The organism is Shewanella pneumatophori (assembly GCF_023283895.1).
Classification (GTDB): domain Bacteria; phylum Pseudomonadota; class Gammaproteobacteria; order Enterobacterales; family Shewanellaceae; genus Shewanella; species Shewanella pneumatophori.
Genome location: NZ_JAKILB010000011.1, coordinates 61,429 through 77,591 on the forward strand (window position 1 = coordinate 61,429; position 16,163 = coordinate 77,591).

At 43.6% G+C, this 16,163-nt stretch carries 11 protein-coding genes; 7 read left to right on the forward strand and 4 right to left on the reverse strand.

Features of this window, described 5'->3' with window-relative positions:
- Nucleotides 1-38: 38 nt before the first annotated feature.
- Nucleotides 39-1,421 (reverse strand): sigma-54-dependent transcriptional regulator, encoded by a 1,383-nt coding sequence (locus tag L2740_RS16045; RefSeq protein WP_248951127.1) that lies wholly within the window; start codon nt 1,419-1,421, stop codon nt 39-41.
- A 54-nt stretch (nt 1,422-1,475) separates the two neighbouring features.
- A complete protein-coding gene (locus L2740_RS16050; RefSeq protein WP_248951128.1) occupies nt 1,476-3,485 on the reverse strand; it encodes an ATP-binding protein in 2,010 nt (669 codons plus the stop codon).
- A 397-nt stretch (nt 3,486-3,882) separates the two neighbouring features.
- On the opposite strand from L2740_RS16050, the gene L2740_RS16055 reads away from it, so the two are divergent.
- The 6 genes from L2740_RS16055 to L2740_RS16080 all read left to right on the forward strand — a co-directional run bounded on the left by L2740_RS16055 (nt 3,883) and on the right by L2740_RS16080 (nt 12,169).
- Nucleotides 3,883-5,673, forward strand: a complete 1,791-nt coding sequence (locus tag L2740_RS16055) for a flavocytochrome c (RefSeq protein WP_275974316.1) — start codon at nt 3,883-3,885, stop codon at nt 5,671-5,673.
- A gap of 606 nt (nt 5,674-6,279) precedes the next feature.
- Nucleotides 6,280-6,495 (forward strand): hypothetical protein, encoded by a 216-nt coding sequence (locus L2740_RS16060; RefSeq protein ID WP_220782443.1) that lies wholly within the window; start codon nt 6,280-6,282, stop codon nt 6,493-6,495.
- Nucleotides 6,496-7,339: 844 nt separating this feature from the next.
- Nucleotides 7,340-8,344: a BMP family lipoprotein gene (locus L2740_RS16065; protein WP_037410129.1), complete on the forward strand. Its 1,005-nt coding sequence runs from the start codon at nt 7,340-7,342 to the stop codon at nt 8,342-8,344.
- 139 nt (nt 8,345-8,483) lie between these two features.
- Nucleotides 8,484-10,070 (forward strand): ABC transporter ATP-binding protein, encoded by a 1,587-nt coding sequence (locus L2740_RS16070; protein ID WP_248951129.1) that lies wholly within the window; start codon nt 8,484-8,486, stop codon nt 10,068-10,070.
- Nucleotides 10,070-11,200, forward strand: a complete 1,131-nt coding sequence (locus L2740_RS16075) for an ABC transporter permease (protein ID WP_028765713.1) — start codon at nt 10,070-10,072, stop codon at nt 11,198-11,200. The genes L2740_RS16070 and L2740_RS16075 overlap by 1 nt, the downstream gene beginning before the upstream one ends.
- Before the next feature lie 3 nt (nt 11,201-11,203).
- Nucleotides 11,204-12,169 (forward strand): ABC transporter permease, encoded by a 966-nt coding sequence (locus L2740_RS16080; RefSeq protein ID WP_028765714.1) that lies wholly within the window; start codon nt 11,204-11,206, stop codon nt 12,167-12,169.
- A 575-nt stretch (nt 12,170-12,744) separates the two neighbouring features.
- Here L2740_RS16080 and L2740_RS16085 read toward each other — a convergent pair.
- On the reverse strand, nt 12,745-13,818 hold the full coding sequence (locus L2740_RS16085; protein WP_248951130.1) for a DUF5694 domain-containing protein: 1,074 nt from the start codon (nt 13,816-13,818) through the stop codon (nt 12,745-12,747).
- A 464-nt stretch (nt 13,819-14,282) separates the two neighbouring features.
- On the opposite strand from L2740_RS16085, the gene L2740_RS16090 reads away from it, so the two are divergent.
- Nucleotides 14,283-14,630, forward strand: coding sequence for a hypothetical protein (locus L2740_RS16090; protein ID WP_248951131.1), 348 nt, complete (start codon nt 14,283-14,285; stop codon nt 14,628-14,630).
- Between the two features lie 486 nt (nt 14,631-15,116).
- On the opposite strand, the gene L2740_RS16095 is transcribed toward L2740_RS16090, so the two are convergent.
- The gene (locus L2740_RS16095; protein ID WP_248951132.1) at nt 15,117-16,106 is read right to left on the reverse strand and encodes a class 1 fructose-bisphosphatase; all 990 of its coding nucleotides are present in this window, start codon (nt 16,104-16,106) and stop codon (nt 15,117-15,119) included.
- Between the last annotated feature and the right edge of the window lie 57 nt (nt 16,107-16,163).

Consider the following 16,163-nt stretch of genomic DNA (forward strand, 5'->3'; position numbering starts at 1 on the left):
GCCAGCATCACGCTGGCATTTTTGTTAGTCGCGTAAAGCTATTTTTCTTTAGTGATGCGGCGGCTGAGTGCACTTTGGCTAATACCTAGCATTTGCGCGGCGGCGGTTTGGCTGTTAGCGGTGCGGTTCATCGCTTCTTGAATAAGCGCGTCACTCATTTGCGCTAATGTCGGCAAAATCTTAGGGAAAATCAGCTGGTCGCTCTCAGTGTGATTGGTTGATTTACTTAAATTAATTGCCTCCATAAACGGCGTGATATTTAGCGCTACGCCATCGCTGCGACTGACAGCGTCAAACACCATGCCTTTTAACTCGTGCAAGTTACCCGGAAACTCATATTCAGACAGTTGCTGCGCCAGCGTGCTCGGTTGCTGTGGCTCAGATAAGCCCATCTCTTTGGCGGCCAAGCTAATAAAGTGATTGATCAGCATAGACAGATCTAGTTTGCGGTTTTTAAGCGGTGGTAACTTGATGGTGTGTGAACGTAAGCGATACAAGAGATCGCTTCTAAATTTACCCGTTTGATTCAGTGCCAATAAATCATGCTGGGTTGAGGTGATGATTTTACACAGCACTGGGTAGGCCCTATCGCTGCCAATAGGGTAGTACTGCTTATGCTCAATCACATCCACTAAGCGAGCTTGTGCCTCAATGGGTAAATCGCCTATCTCATTTAAATACAGTAGACCTGACTGCACTTGGTGCAACACACCTGCCTGCGCACTAACATTGCCATTATCATCAGTATGCAATTGACCAAAAAGCTGCAGCTCAAACGCTGAGGTGCTAATGCCTGCCAGATTTACGTTAATAAACGGTGCATCAGGGCAAATCAGTTGATGACAAGATTTGGCAAACTCATCTTTACCTGTGCCGCTTTCACCTTGAATAAGGATTGGCTCAGGGCTTAGAGCCACCGCTTCTAAGTATCTGAATTGATCTAGCAATGCAGGCTCGCAGGTGAGGATATTATTAAACACTTCAGGGCGGTCTAGGGTGCGGCTTAAAAAGCTTTCTTTGATGCGCAGATAGTTACGCTCAAGCCCGACTACCTCTAGAGCGCGGCGCACGGTGCGAGCAAGGTCATCGACTTTATCGGTTTTAATAAAGTAATCATAAGCACCGTTTTTAATGCAGCGCACTGCAGTGTCGACTTCGTTTACGCCGGTGACGATAAGTACTCGGGTTTTAGGAAATTCACTGCGGATCATTTGCAGTAAATCTTCACCAGAATGGAACGGCATAGTTAAATCGAGCAAAACTAAGGCGTAGTCGCCAGTTTGCAGTCGATTCATCACTTGACGACTATCAACACAAGTATCAATTTTCGCTTCCGGCACTAAGCGGTTTAGCGTGATAGACAAGGTTCGTAGCCATGAGGCTTCATCGTCAACCAGAAGAATGTTTCTAGCAAGTTTCATGGTGATAGCTATCCTTTTTATCTTCTATTCTTTGCGGAGCAGGTGAACATGGCGTTAATAATCGAGAGGAAAGCGTATTTTAATCACTGTGCCTTTACCAAGACGTGAGGTGATCTGCATATCAGCTTTATGCTCTTTAATAATACGGCTACACACAGATAGCCCCAGCCCCGTGCCACCACTTGAGCGTCTAGTGGTAAAAAATGGTTCAGTAATACGCTGTAAGGTGGCTCTGTCCATCCCTACGCCTTGGTCGGTAACAATCAAGCAAATATGATTGTCTTCGACCGTGGTCGTAATATTGATGTGCTCATTGCACTCATAACAATCGGCATCTTGCCTGATGGCGTGGCAGGCGTTTTGAATTAGGTTAATCAAGACTTGGTGCAGCTGCTGCGCATCGCCCATTACCACTGGTGCCGGTGACATTAACTCAGTGGTGACGTTAAAAATCTTGGTTTGGTTGGCAGTTAAGCGCAGCGATACTTCAACCACATCGTTAAGACAGGTTGGTTGATAGTCATTAGTCAGCGTTGGCCGCGCGTAGTGTTTTAGGTCATTCACAATGCGGCTAATGCGCTCAGCGCCTTCATTAATAGACTGACTGCTTAAATCCAGTTCATCGATGGCTGAATCAGGCGCCATACCGGCAATGGTCCAAAATGGATTTTGCTTTTGATATTGACTACTGGCCTCAGACAGATCGCGCAATGCATCGCTAATAAAGGCGATGGAGTGAATAATAATCCCGGTTGGGTTATTGATCTCGTGGGCAACACCAGCCGATAACTCACCAAGAGAGGCTAGCCGGCTAGCTTCATCGTTAGCTTGGCGCAGCCTGTGCTGCTCTGTGGTTTGTTCCAGCAAAATAACCACTTGTTTATCAATAATCGGGTGTAGCTGCATTTGCCAATATTGATTATCGATCTGCATGTCTGTTATTTGTGATTTTTGTGCAGTTAATGCATCGCTCAACGCCTGTTTTAGCTCAAAAGCTTGGCCGTCGATGTAGTGAAAATCAGGATTACTGAGCAGATCATTATTATTGTCGTTACTCCACAGGCATTCACCGTCTTGATTAAACAAGGTTACGCCGTGGGGAATACCGTCGAGTACTGACTGAAACTGCTTTGATAGCTTGGAGATCGCCTGCTCAGCTTTTTTGCGCTGTGCCAGTTCAATCTTTAATGATTTAGATCGCTTACGTAGGCTTAAGCTCATATAACCAGTTAATAGCATACCGATGGCTGAGAGTAAGCTGACAAAAATCGCCAGCGATAACATGCGTTTTTGAGCCGAGTTAAGATCGACTTTTTCCCGACCAGTACCAAACCACTTATTGACCAAACGGTCATATTCGCCAGAGAGCTTTAACTGGCGTAGGGCATCGTTTATCTGTGCCATTAAAGGTGCATTGTTGTAGTTGCTGACAAAGTTAAATGCACCGTAAATCAACGGATCACTCGAGCTTCTAATTGATGGGTACAATGGCATTAAGCGCCGGGCAACAAAGTTCTCTGCAATAACTACATCCACTTCGCCTTTAATAAGCAACTGAAAGCCGGTTTCGTATAAATCAACATCGACACGGGTAAAGTCTTGCTGTTTACCTGAGATATACACATCAACAAATGCGCCTTTTTTAATAGCAACACGTTTGCCCACTAGATCGGCCCAGCCATTAATAAATGACTTACCTTGTAAGGTATAAGCCTTAGCGTGAGTGGCATAAATAGGATCTGACTGGCTTAAGGCGCGGTCAATGGTGATAGGGCTAACAACGGCAATGACATCGATAGGGGAGTAAGGATCGTGTACATCGGTGAGTAACTGCTGAAAAGTTTTACGGCGGATAACAATCCGCTTATTAGTAAGCTGACCGATACGGTCCATCAACTCAAGGTTAAAGCCTTGGTCAACACCATTGTTACGCCACTCTAATGGTGCGGTTTTCGAGTGAACCCCAAACACAATACTGTGCTGTTGCAGCGGTGTTTCCGCCTGAGCAAAAAATGCCAAGCAACAAAGGCAAAGGCTGCAAACTAAGTTAACAAATATTTTCATAAAAGAATCTTAGCATGAGCTTATACAAGATAACTGTGCGGGATTTCTCGCTTTTTAAGGCTTTTTTTGAGCTTTTAATGTCACTGTAATTATTGGTTTTTCTCGTTTTTAGAATTGCTAAATTCCGTTCTGGGCGTATTTGTGATCAAGCTAACTTTAGATTATGCATTTTTGCATAACGGCTTATCAGATTATGCATGTTTGCATGGACGGTTTTACAAGCTGTGATCGAGTGTTCAGTTTCAATGGTGATTCAACCGATGTAGTTGCTGGTGTTGAGCAATAGGCAGAAAATTACCTCGAATTGAGTAGTTAAGACAACACTAACGATTGTCGAATATAACGTGATAGCTTTTTTCAGCTGCTGCAGGGCGGTGATAAAAGGCGAGGAAATGAGATGAAAAACTTTAAAAAAGCAGTGTGTATTGCAACGCTTCTAGGTTCAGCAGGCTTAATGTCTAACGCTATGGCGGCTGATAACTTGGCAGATTTTCATGGTGAAAACCAAGAGTGTGATAGTTGCCACATGCCAGACGGTGAGCTATCAAACGACAGCTTAACTTACGAGAATGCACAATGTGTATCTTGTCACGGCACACTAGCTGAAGTTGCTGAAGAAACTAAGCATGAGCATTACAATGCCCATGAATCTCATTTCCCTGGCGACGTGGCTTGTACTTCTTGTCATAGCGCTCACGAAAAATCGATGGTTTACTGTGACTCTTGCCACAGCTTCGACTTTGACATGCCATACACTAAAAAGTGGGAACGTCATGAGCCAAGCATCGATGAACTATTAAAAGACCAATCAGACCGTCAAGCAGCTCTAGCGGCTGAGCCACGCGACACAGTTGATGTAGTGGTTGTTGGTTCTGGTGGTGCAGGTTTCTCTGCAGCAGTATCTGCGCACGACCATGGCGCTAAAGTTATTCTTATTGAAAAAGAGCCAGTAATTGGTGGTAACGCTAAGCTAGCAGCTGGCGGCATGAACGCTGCTTGGACTGATCAGCAAAAAGCAAAAGACATTAAAGACAGCGTTGAGTCAATGTACAAAGACACCATGAAAGGTGGTCGTGACTTGAACGAGCCAGAACTAGTTGAAGTATTAACTTCACACTCTAAAGGTTCTGTAGATTGGTTAACTGCAATGGGCGCAGACCTTAACGACGTAGGTCGTATGGGTGGTGCTTCTGCTAACCGTTCACACCGTCCAACAGGTGGTGCTGGTGTTGGTGCTCACGTAATTCAAGTGCTTTACGATAACGCAGTTAAGCGTGATATCGATATGCGTATGAACACTCGTGGTATCGAAATCATCAAAGATGACAAAGGTAACGTTAAAGGCCTATTAGTTAAAGGCATGTACAAAGGTTACTACTGGATCAAAGCTGACGCAGTTATCCTAGCAACAGGTGGTTTTGCTAAGAACAACGAGCGTGTATCAAAACTTGATCCTAAGCTAAAAGGCTTTATCTCTACTAACCAACCAGGTGCAACAGGTGACGGTCTAGACGTAGCTGCAAATGCTGGCGCGGCGATGAAAGATCTTGAGTACATCCAAGCTCACCCAACGCTATCTGTTAAAGGTGGTGTGATGGTAACTGAAGCGGTACGTGGTAACGGTGCAATCTTGATTAACCGTGAAGGTAAGCGTTTCGTAAACGAAATCACGACTCGTGACAAAGCATCTGCTGCGATTCTGAACCAAACTGGTAAGTCAGCATTCCTAGTATTTGATGACTCAGTACGTAAGTCGCTAAGTAAGATTGATAAGTACATCGGTCTAGGTGTAGTGCCAAGTGCAGACTCGCTAGTTAAACTAGGTGAAATGACAGGTATTGATGGTAAGAACTTAACTGAAGCTGTTGCGCGCTACAACAGCCTAGTGAAGAGCGGTAAGGATGCAGACTTTGGTCGTCCAAACCTACCTCGTGCCCTTAACGAAGGTAACTACTACGCAATCGAAGTGACTCCTGGTGTACACCATACTATGGGTGGCGTGAAGATTGACTCTAAAGCTGAAATCATGAACGCGAAGAAGCAAGTTATCCCTGGCCTATACGGTGCTGGTGAAGTAACTGGTGGTGTTCACGGTGCTAACCGTTTAGGTGGTAACGCTATCTCTGATATCGTCACCTTCGGTAGAATGGCTGGTGAGAACGCGGCAGAGTACTCTAAGAAGAACTAGTCTTAGATTGTTAGTCGGGGTTGGGATTTGAGTTAAGCTTCAGCCTCAGACTTAAAAGCAAAAGCCTTTATCTTTGGATAAAGGCTTTTTTGTTTTCTTAATTTCAGTTGACCACTACGCTTTACCTAAAATCGTGCCGCAGAGCCATCATGAAAGATGGTTCAGGGCTCGGCGAGTATGTGGATTCTTTGGTATTTGTGCTATCTCGACTTTGCTTTGGCTCAACCTAGTTGCTCCACTTCATTATCTGTGGGTGTCAATGATTGGTTGATTAACGAACGCTATAGTAATAGGCTGTTATTCTTTGGTACTTCAAGGATGGATATTCCAAAATGAAATTGGAAAGTAAACTCAATCGAATAGAGTTAAGCGCAGTAACTTTATGTTTCAGTGCTTCACTAGGCATACTTATCTTTGGTAGTGCCTCCTCGCCTTTTATAGGTGTCATGCTTGCTACTATAGTTTGTGGTGTTTATGTCATGATTATCTTTGGTAAGTGGGAGCTAAAAACACATAAGAAGTATTTAAACATGGATTGTTAACTGTATTTACTAATATTTTCTCTCGCTAAAATGAGGGGGATGTTAAAGCAAAGGGCTCAACTACATGGAAAGTTTCAGAGATTTATTACTAAAAGCAGAAATAATGCTTTGGATTTTACCAATCTTTATTTCAGGTTATTTCACTTTTAATTCAATGTATATCTTGTTTGTTCAATTTGGAAAAATTTCTCTAGATTATGTTGCCACATTCTTACTATTAGCATTATTGGCATCAGTTATTCCTCTTTCAATAAAGGGATTAAGAGCTTCAATACAGTGAGCTATAAGGGATGGATTTTACCAAACGGTTAAGGCGTGACACTCATGCTCAGAGTAAGAACTTACATTCATGTTGGTTTCACCTGATTTTCATCAACATGTTTGAATTATTTTAGTCGGAAGCTGTGAGTTTAGCGCTTTATCACACAGCGTTTGACCTATAAGTTAAATTTCGTTTAACAATTAAAGTCGTGGCGTTACCAAAGTTGGTCGCGCATCAAACGAAGCCTGATTGCCAACCAAACTCGGTGGCAGAGTCGTCGCCACCACGACGAAAATCCTGATGTATCTCAAACAAACGAAAAAATTCTAAATTTTTTTTTGTTTTTAATCTTAGGTTAACCGTTGTTTTTCTAGTAAAAAAATTACCGTTTAGCTAACTAAATGCTTAAAAATAGTTGTTTTTACTTTAAGTTTAGTAATTTTTGTTCATTCGTGAAATTGTTCGCTTTTAAAGATATTGTTACTGATGTTTCTTTGTTTCTATATTTCTTTGTCTTTTTATCTGTATGTATTTAAAAGCTAAAGGCCTTGGTTTCTCTCTATTCGCTTGTTCTGTTTTTAGGATAATCCGCTTTAAATCACACCGCTGATAACCAAAGCTAATTTTATTGAATTTAAAACGTGATTTTGCGCAAATTAAGGCGATTTTTTGTATGAAAAGTACAATTGGCAGCTAGGCGATTTTGGCTGATTTCCGACCTATAGAGGCACTAGCAATCGTGCTCGCTGCTGCTGTAAGCTCCGGATTCTTGATCTTAAATGATGGTTTTAGGCATGGGTTTTTTACTGCTTAGAGTTGTCAATAATACCAAAAATAATACTTATACCTTATAAGGACGAGAATGATGAAAATCCTGAGCGCAACTGCTGCTGCAGTCACTCTAGCAATGTGTTCGTTTGCTGCAACAGCTGCAGACTTCAAGCCTGCTGTTGCTTTTGATACCACGGGTAAGTTCGATAAGTCTTTCAACCAAGCTGTTTACCAAAATGGTGTATTGAAGTTTAACGAAAGCGCAGGTGTTGAAGTGCGTGAATTTGTACCTTCAAATGACGCACAGCGTGAGCAGGGTCTTGAGCGTTTAGCTCGTCGCGGTTTCAGCCCTATCGTTGTTGTTGGTTTTATGTATGGCTCAGCGCTTGAGAAAGTGGCTAAGAAATACCCTGAAACAGAATTCGTAATCATCGACTCTGTTGTTGATCTACCAAACGTTAAGTCACTTGTATTTAAAGAGCACGAAGGTTCATTCCTTGTTGGTGCACTAGCTGCAATGAAGTCTGAAACCAACAAGATTGGTTTTGTTGGCGGTATGGATATTCCGCTAATTCGTAAGTTTGCTTGTGGTTACGAGCAAGGTGCGAAGTTCATCAGCCAAGATGCTGAAGTATTCCAAAACATGACAGGTTCAACTATTGCTGCATGGAACGACCCTGCACGTGGCGCTGAGCTATCTAAGAGCCAGTTCACCAAAGGCGCTGACGTAGTATTCGCAGCAGCGGGTGGTACAGGTGTTGGTGTTTACCAAGCGGCTAAAGACGAAGGTAAGTACGCAATTGGTGTTGACTCAAACCAAAACTACTTACACCCAGGCGTAATGCTAACTTCTATGGTTAAGCTAGTGGGCGTGGCAACGTTTGAAGTATTCAAAGATGCACAAAAAGGTGAGTTTACTGCAGGTATCGATAGCCGTGGTCTTAAAGAAAACGGTGTTAACTGGGCATTAGACGAGCATAACCGCGCATTGGTTACGCCAGAGATGGAAGCAAAGCTTGCTGATATCACAAAGAAAATCGTTGCTGGCGAAATCGTTGTTCATGACTACATGAAAGACAACACTTGTAAATACTAAGCGGTATTAACATAGATAAAGCTCTCTGGTTTATGACTGGGGAGCTTTGTTGTAAGTGGTAATTTTTAAGAGTTAATTTTCAAATCAATATTTGATCAATGTTTAGTCATCAATGCCTGCTTAGGCATTTGAGATAATTATGACCATGTCCATATACGCAAAAGAAAAATCCGCTGAGCGTCCCACCGCATTAGAGCTTCGTGGTATCGACAAAAAATTCGGCGCCGTTCACGCAAACAAAGATATCTGCTTAAAAATTCCTGCTGGCACCATTCACGGTATTATCGGTGAGAACGGTGCAGGTAAATCCACCTTGATGAACATCATTTATGGTTTCTACACCGCAGACAAAGGTGAGATCTTAATTGATGGTATCGAGCGTAAACTGGCTAACTCTAAAGAAGCCATCAGCTATGGCATTGGTATGGTGCATCAACATTTTATGTTGGTAGATAACTTCACCGTGCTTGAAAACGTGATTTTAGGAGCTGAAGAGGGCGGTATACTCAAACCTAGCTTAAGAAAAGCACGTAAAGAGCTTGAACGCTTAGCCAAAGAGTACCAACTTGATGTACCACTCGATAGCTTAATTGAAGAGCTATCAGTTGGATTACAACAGCGAGTTGAGATTTTAAAAGCCCTGTATCGCGGCGCAAAAATCCTTATTCTTGATGAACCTACCGGTGTGTTAACGCCGCAAGAAACTGAGCACTTATTCCATATCTTTGATGCTTTGCGTGCGCAAGGCGTAACGATTTTGCTGATCACTCATAAGCTTAAAGAGATCCTTTCAGCAACGGATAACGTGTCAGTTATGCGTCAAGGTGAAATGGTTGCTCACAGAGTGACAGCAAACACCAATAAAGAAGAGTTGGCAGAGCTGATGGTTGGCCGTAAGGTGCGCCTTAAAGCTGAAAAAAGCGATGCCAACCCAACTGATGTATTGCTTTCAACTCATAACCTTACTTATACCGACTCAATGGGCGTTGATCGCCTCAAAGAAGTGTCGATGGAGATCCGTGCTGGTGAGGTGGTAGGTATCGCAGGTGTCTCTGGTAATGGACAGTCAGAGCTACTTAGCGCACTTGCCGGCCTTATTACACCAACCCGCGGCAGTATCAAAGTAGGAAATAGCGTTATTGATGCCAATAACCCAACTTGTGCCGACGGTATGCGCAAGCTCAAAGTGGGTCATATTCCTGAAGATAGATTGGTGATGGGCTTGATTAAGTCTTTCACTGCGGAAGAGTCAGCCATTCTTGGTCATCATAATCAGGCGCAATATAACGGCGCACTGTTTAACAAGCCAAAATTCATCACCTCTGAGTGTAAGCGTCTGATGGATGAATGGGACGTAAGACCTCGTGATCCTAAACTGAAGAGCTCACTGTTCTCTGGTGGTAACCAGCAAAAGCTGATTATTGCTCGAGAAGTCGATCAAGACCCAGATATTTTACTGATTGGTCAGCCTACCCGTGGTGTGGATATTGGTGCGATTGAGTTTATTCATAAACGCATTATTGAGCTACGTGAGCAAGGCAAGGGGATCTTGCTGGTATCGGTAGAGCTTGATGAGGTGATGTCGCTTGCTGACCGGATCATAGTGATGTTTGACGGCCATATTGTGGGCGAAGTGGATGCCAATAAGGCTGATGAGAAAACCTTAGGAATGATGATGGCAAATATTCTGCCTGATGAGCTGGCTTCGAATAAAGGAGGTCAGTAATGAACGACTCTAAAATCCCATCTTGGGTAAATATCTTTGTTTTACCTTTGATTAATATCATGTTTGCTTTTGCGTTTGCTGCCGGTATTTTCTTGGCGGTTGATGTGAACCCAATTGAAGCGGCTGGGGTGATGGTACGCGGCGCCTTGGGTTACCAAGAGGGTATTGGTTACACGCTTTATTATGCAACCAACTTTATCTTTACTGGTTTAGCGGTGGCGATGGCATTCTCTGCTGGCCTGTTTAACATTGGTGGTGAAGGCCAAGCTTATATGGGCGGCTTAGGTGTCGGTCTTGCCTGTTTAGCACTTGATAGTACTTTACCATTTTGGGCGCTGCTGCCGATTACGATGTTAGCAAGTATGCTGTTTGGTGCGCTGTTCGCGTTGATCCCTGCATATTTACAAGCGTACCGTGGTAGTCACATCGTTATTACCACCATCATGTTTAACTTTATTGCTTCTGCGCTAATGGTTTACCTATTGGTAAACGTACTTAAGCTTGAAGGCCAAATGGCACCTGTATCGCGGGTATTTGAAGATAGCGCCGGCTTACCTATGTTCCATGAAATGGCGGCATGGTTTGGCTTCTCTTTCTCACAGTCACCAATGAACTTAAGCTTCTTTATCGCGCTTATCTGCTGCGTACTCGTGTGGGCATTACTGTGGCGTACTCGCTGGGGATATGCCATTCGTGCAATGGGCGCTAGCCCAAGTGCAGCTGAATACGGCGGCATTAACTATAAAAAACTGATCATCGTGGTGATGCTAATCTCTGGTGCGCTATCGGGCATGATGGGTTTGAACGAAGTACAAGGCTATAGCCAGCAGCTAAAACTCGACTTTGTGGCGGGTTACGGCTTTACCGGAATTGCGGTGTGTTTGATTGGCCGTAGTCATCCTATCGGTATCATCTTGGCCAGTATTTTGTTTGGCATGTTGTACCAAGGTGGTGCTGAGCTGTCATTCGATTATCCAAATATCGACCGTGAAATGATCCAAGTGGTTCAAGCATTGGTGGTGCTATTTAGCGGTGCCTTAGCATTGATGTTAGTTAAACCGACTGAGAAGCTATTTGTGTTTCTTGATCAAAAGAAAACCGCGCTAGCTGGCACTAAGGCGGAGGCATAAATTATGTTTGAGAATATTATTCTTATCTTAGATGCAACCCTACGTGTATCGGCACCATTGATTTTGGCTGCGCTGGCAGGCTTGTTCTCAGAGCGCTCAGGTATCGTTAACATCGCCCTTGAAGGTAAGATGTTGTCAGCTGCCTTTTCGGCGGCTGCAACCGCTACTGTAACCGGTTCTGTGTGGCTAGGTTTACTTGCGGGGATCGGTGTTTCAGTCATGCTATCACTGGTACACGGTTTTGCGACTATTACACATCGCGGCGACCAAATCGTATCTGGTGTAGCAATCAACATGTTAGCAGTGGGTTTAACTGTCACGCTTGGACGTTTCTGGTTCGGTTTAGGTGGTCAAACACCAGCGCTAACCGATGACTCTCGCTTTACTGCTATCACTCTACCATTTGCCGATGCATTAGCCGATGTGCCAGTTATTGGCATGCTTTATAGCCAGCTAATATCAGGCCATAACTTCTTAGTTTATCTGTCGTTGTTTGCCGTACCAGCAGTTTACTGGGTTGTTTATAAAACCCGTTTTGGCCTTAGACTGCGTGCAACAGGTGAAAACCCACATGCTGTAGATACTGCCGGTATCTCAGTTGCTTGGATACGTTACCGCGCGCTGATTATTGCAGGTGTGTTAGCGGGAATGGCAGGTGCTTACTTATCGACTGCCCACAGCGCAGGCTTTGTACCGAACATGAGTGCGGGTAAAGGCTTTATCGCGTTAGCGGCATTGATTTTCGGTAAGTGGAAGCCAGTACCAGTATTGTTTGGTTGTTTGCTGTTTGGTTTCTTAGACGCGATTGCAATTCGTCTGCAAGGTGTTGAGCTACCGTTGGTTGGCGAAATCCCAGTACAAGCGATTGAGGTATTACCTTATATCTTAACCGTGTTGCTACTAGCAGGCTTTATTGGCCGTGCAGTAGGGCCAAAGGCGATTGGACAACCATACGTTAAGTCTCGTTAGGCTTCGCTAATAACGAACTTTTCGATTGAGATTAAAGAGTTTACTTGAGCCGATATTTGTAATGTTTGGCTCAGTAAACTCTTTTTGTTTTCTTGTCGAAAACACAGGCTTATCAGGCTGCGCCTGAGCTTAATGCAATCAAACTTCGTTTGACCTCAAAGTTAGACTTCGTCTAACAACTAAAGTCGTGGCTGTGCCACCTATCAGGCTGCGCCAGACCAACGTCGTGGGATTCCATCCCACACCCGGGCAAAGAGGACTGCTCGTCCTTATCCTCCTTGCATCCACCATGACGCCCCGACGGAGTTGTCTCCCTTGTACTTATGGATAAATCGCTAACGCTTCAGATGGGGCATCCTGCCCCGCGAAAGCTAGCCAGACATCCATGTCTGGACTTACGTGATTTATTCCAACGTACTTCGGCAACTCCGATGGGGATCTGGTGTTTGATGTAAGTGCAGTAGCTAGGTTTTGCCTTCATCCCTCTTGTTCAAAGCAGAAGAAGTTATGCCTGTCCCATTTTTAGTTGTCGGCGGCGTCATGGAATCCCACGACTTTTATCAAGCGAAGCTTGATTAGCTCTCGGGTGCATAATCTTCAAATTGCACGATATTGATTCCGATCATATTGGATAAGTATTGCTCTAAGAATACCTTGTGATTGGAACCGACTATGATAACAACCTTACCACCAATATGATCTGCGACTACCCGCATTATATTTGAAGCCATATTGAGGTTGCGGATCTCCCATAGGGCAATTCTTGCTTGTGCTGATTTAGGTTCTAAATCTCTATCAACAAATCCTATCCACTCTTTATTGATAACGTCAGATTGATACTCTTTGCTATTTGTCCAATAAAACAGAGGTAACCAATCTCCAGTTTCTAGCGCTTGAGACTTTAATTTATCAGGTTTGGTTATATATTCGCTTGTGCGGAATTCTGCCCAAAAAGTCGATTTTTGGTAAGAAGGCATTAATTCGTGAACAACTTTGCTGTACATGTCTTTGTCTAAATGATCATCAATAGGATATACACGGTTGAGATTAAGTCTTTCTGCTAATTTGAATCCAATAACGTTTATTTCGTTGTTGCTATTTGTTTGTTTTTGAAGAAATGTTTGGAGTTCTTTTGAAAGGCTACCGTTAATGAATTTAGTGTCTAAAAGGCTCCAGTTTAGAGCGGCAGTATCTCGGTTGTAGCCTGCAACAGCAAGTCTGATAATTTCAATTCTCTGTTGCTGGTCAAACTGTTTTTTAGTCAACAATTCATTCATTTTCTTAATCGCGTCATTAGCTGAAACTCCTAAAGCTTTCTGCTCTTTTTTAGCTAATGATAGAAATGTATCTCCGACAAATTGTGATAAAACGGTTTGGTATTCATCAGAACCATTGAGCATGGTGATGATGTCTTCTGCCCTTAGTGATTCAACGGCAACTGCGGTAGGGTTAAAGGTTTCTAGCATTTGGATTATGGGGATAAAATCGTCCTTGTTTAGCTCACCCTCAATGGTGTTGAGGTGTGTGCTCCCTAAAACCATGACATCTGTTTTATGCTTCACTTTGGCATTTAAGTTCTGGATATATTGTTCTGCGCAAACATTATGCGAAATAGCCAGATATACGATTAAAACTAACAACTTATACATTACATTCCTCCTTGATTATGTTTTTACAATATAAGGTTTTGTTAGGATTTTAAACTATCGAGTTATTGCTAAGATATAAAATGCATATAAGCGTTCTAAATACATAATTTTAAGGAATAAAATACTGTTTCTTTAGTGTGTTAGGCTGTGAGGAATATTGGGTCTGAGTAAACATTCAAACTACTGAGCATAACGCCCATGATTTCGTCTACAGAATACACCTATTCCCCATCGAAGTTGCCGAAGTCATTGAAGAACTCTTGTGAACAGAAAGGCGTGATTGAGGCATAGATGCCAAGATCGCCTTAGGTGAGCCACGGTCTTTATCAAGCGGAGATTGATTAGCTCTAGGGGAAATGTCGGGTCAGGGGCAATATTAGAATAACAACTATATATCTTGGGTTTTAGTGCTGTTAACCTATTAATACCGCACTATGAGTCTATTGAAACGGAGAGACTTTATCATGGAAGATTTAGCCAAATTACTACAAAGTAATGGTTTAAAAGCCAAAATAAAAAACGGGAAAATTACGGTTAAGCTTGAAGGGCTTGCAAACCCTGTTTCGATAGTTTGGGACATAGCTGCTAGTAAATACAAAGTGAAAACTAACGATATTTTCCCATCCATAGCTGCCTGTTTTTTTCTATTTGCAGGGCTCTCAAGTATGAGTGGAGATAGCGGTAGTAACCTCCTAGGTTTTGTACTGATATCATCATCAGTCTTGTCTTTGGTTACAGTGGTACTTACCGAACTAAAGTCTGCCCAATTGCGTGCCACCATAGCAGAGTTTAACCGTGGACTAAGCACATAACAGAGCAGCTTGAATACATATTCAACTACCAGAACTTAACGTTAACTATCAAGTCTACAGAAAACACCAAATTCCCCATCGAAGTTGCCGAAGTGCGTTGGAATAAATCGCGTGATGCCGACATGGATGTCGGCGTAGCTTTCGCGGGGCAGGATGCCCCATCGGAAGCGTTAGCTATTTATCCATAAGTATGAGGATCAACAACTTCGTCGGGGGCGTCATGGTGGATGCAAGGAGGATAAGGACGAGCAGTCCTCCTTGCCCGGGTGTGGGATGGAATCCCACGACGTTTATCAAGCGCAGCTTGATTAGCTCTCGGGTGCGGGCGAAGCGCCGCGATGTTAGTTGTTAGACGCAGTCTAACTATAATCCCAGCTCGGTGCATAGCGACAACTATGCAAAAAAAAGCACAACCCTAACTAACATAGGATTGTGCTTTTCTCTCTCTCTCTCGAAGAAGAAGATCAGCAGCTTAGCGACTGAAGCTTACAAGGCTGGTTCTTCAGAATAATCAACCTGATGGTATTCAAGACACATATCCACCTCATTGGCAGAGCCTAAGATCACCGCTACACGTTGGTGAATTTCAGTTGGCTGAATATCCATAATGGTTTCATAACCGGTCGACGCTTTACCGCCTGCTTGCTCTACCAAGAACGCCATTGGGTTAGCTTCGTACATTAAACGTAGCTTGTATGGCTTTTCAGGGTTCTTGTTGTCAGTTGGGTAAGTGAAGATACCGCCGCGGCAAAGTACGCGGTGTACGTCGCCCACCATGGCGGCAATCCAGCGCATGTTGAATGACTTTTCACGTGGACCAATCTTACCTAGCAGCAAATCGCTGATATAAGTCTGCATTGGCGCTTCCCAGAAGCGTTGGTTTGACATATTAATGGCAAACTCGCCAGTGTCTTTGCTAATCGCCATTGCGCCATTTGTAAGCAAGAACTCGTTAGTCTCTGGGTTTAGGGTAAATAGCTGTACGCCTTGACCTGTGGTTAATGCCAGCATGGTTGATGGGCCGTATAGCACATAACCTGCTGCGACTTGTTTGCGACCTGCTTGTAAGAAACTTTTTTCTGTCAGCTCGCCAGCAGGTGCTGGTAATACTGAGAAAATTGTACCCACAAGTGAGTTGATATCGATGTTAGATGAGCCATCTAGTGGGTCAAAACACACTAGGAACTCGCCGTTAGCATCGGCTTCAACTACGTAGTCTTCCTCTTCAGATGCAATGCCGCGCACTGTGCCGTCAGCCTTTAGGGCATCTTTGAGCATATCATTGGTGATGATATCGAGTTTCTTCTGGGTTTCGCCTTGAACGTTTTCTTGCTCTGTCGCGCCTAACACGCCTGCTAGTGCGCCGTGGCGTACTGCGTGGCTAATCTCTTTTGAGGTGTTAGCTAGGGTAAGGATAAGTTTTTCAAGAGTAGGAGAAATTGCTTGTGATGTCAGGTTTTCAGCCAGAGTTTGCATCTTGTTTCCTATACAATTTTACGTGAGTAAATTGAGTTTGAGGTCAGGACAAAAGTG

Excerpts from the sequence above, each read along its gene's own strand:
- L2740_RS16080 (WP_028765714.1), top strand. The coding sequence starts at position 11,204 with ATGTTTGAGAATATTATTCTTATCTTAGATGCAACCCTACGTGTATCG.
- L2740_RS16090 (WP_248951131.1), top strand. The coding sequence starts at position 14,283 with ATGGAAGATTTAGCCAAATTACTACAAAGTAATGGTTTAAAAGCCAAA.
- L2740_RS16070 (WP_248951129.1), top strand. The coding sequence starts at position 8,484 with ATGACCATGTCCATATACGCAAAAGAAAAATCCGCTGAGCGTCCCACC.
- L2740_RS16060 (WP_220782443.1), top strand. The coding sequence starts at position 6,280 with ATGGAAAGTTTCAGAGATTTATTACTAAAAGCAGAAATAATGCTTTGG.
- L2740_RS16045 (WP_248951127.1), bottom strand. The coding sequence starts at position 1,421 with ATGAAACTTGCTAGAAACATTCTTCTGGTTGACGATGAAGCCTCATGG.
- L2740_RS16050 (WP_248951128.1), bottom strand. The coding sequence starts at position 3,485 with ATGAAAATATTTGTTAACTTAGTTTGCAGCCTTTGCCTTTGTTGCTTG.
- L2740_RS16095 (WP_248951132.1), bottom strand. The coding sequence starts at position 16,106 with ATGCAAACTCTGGCTGAAAACCTGACATCACAAGCAATTTCTCCTACT.
- L2740_RS16065 (WP_037410129.1), top strand. The coding sequence starts at position 7,340 with ATGATGAAAATCCTGAGCGCAACTGCTGCTGCAGTCACTCTAGCAATG.
- L2740_RS16055 (WP_275974316.1), top strand. The coding sequence starts at position 3,883 with ATGAAAAACTTTAAAAAAGCAGTGTGTATTGCAACGCTTCTAGGTTCA.
- L2740_RS16085 (WP_248951130.1), bottom strand. The coding sequence starts at position 13,818 with ATGTATAAGTTGTTAGTTTTAATCGTATATCTGGCTATTTCGCATAAT.
- L2740_RS16075 (WP_028765713.1), top strand. The coding sequence starts at position 10,070 with ATGAACGACTCTAAAATCCCATCTTGGGTAAATATCTTTGTTTTACCT.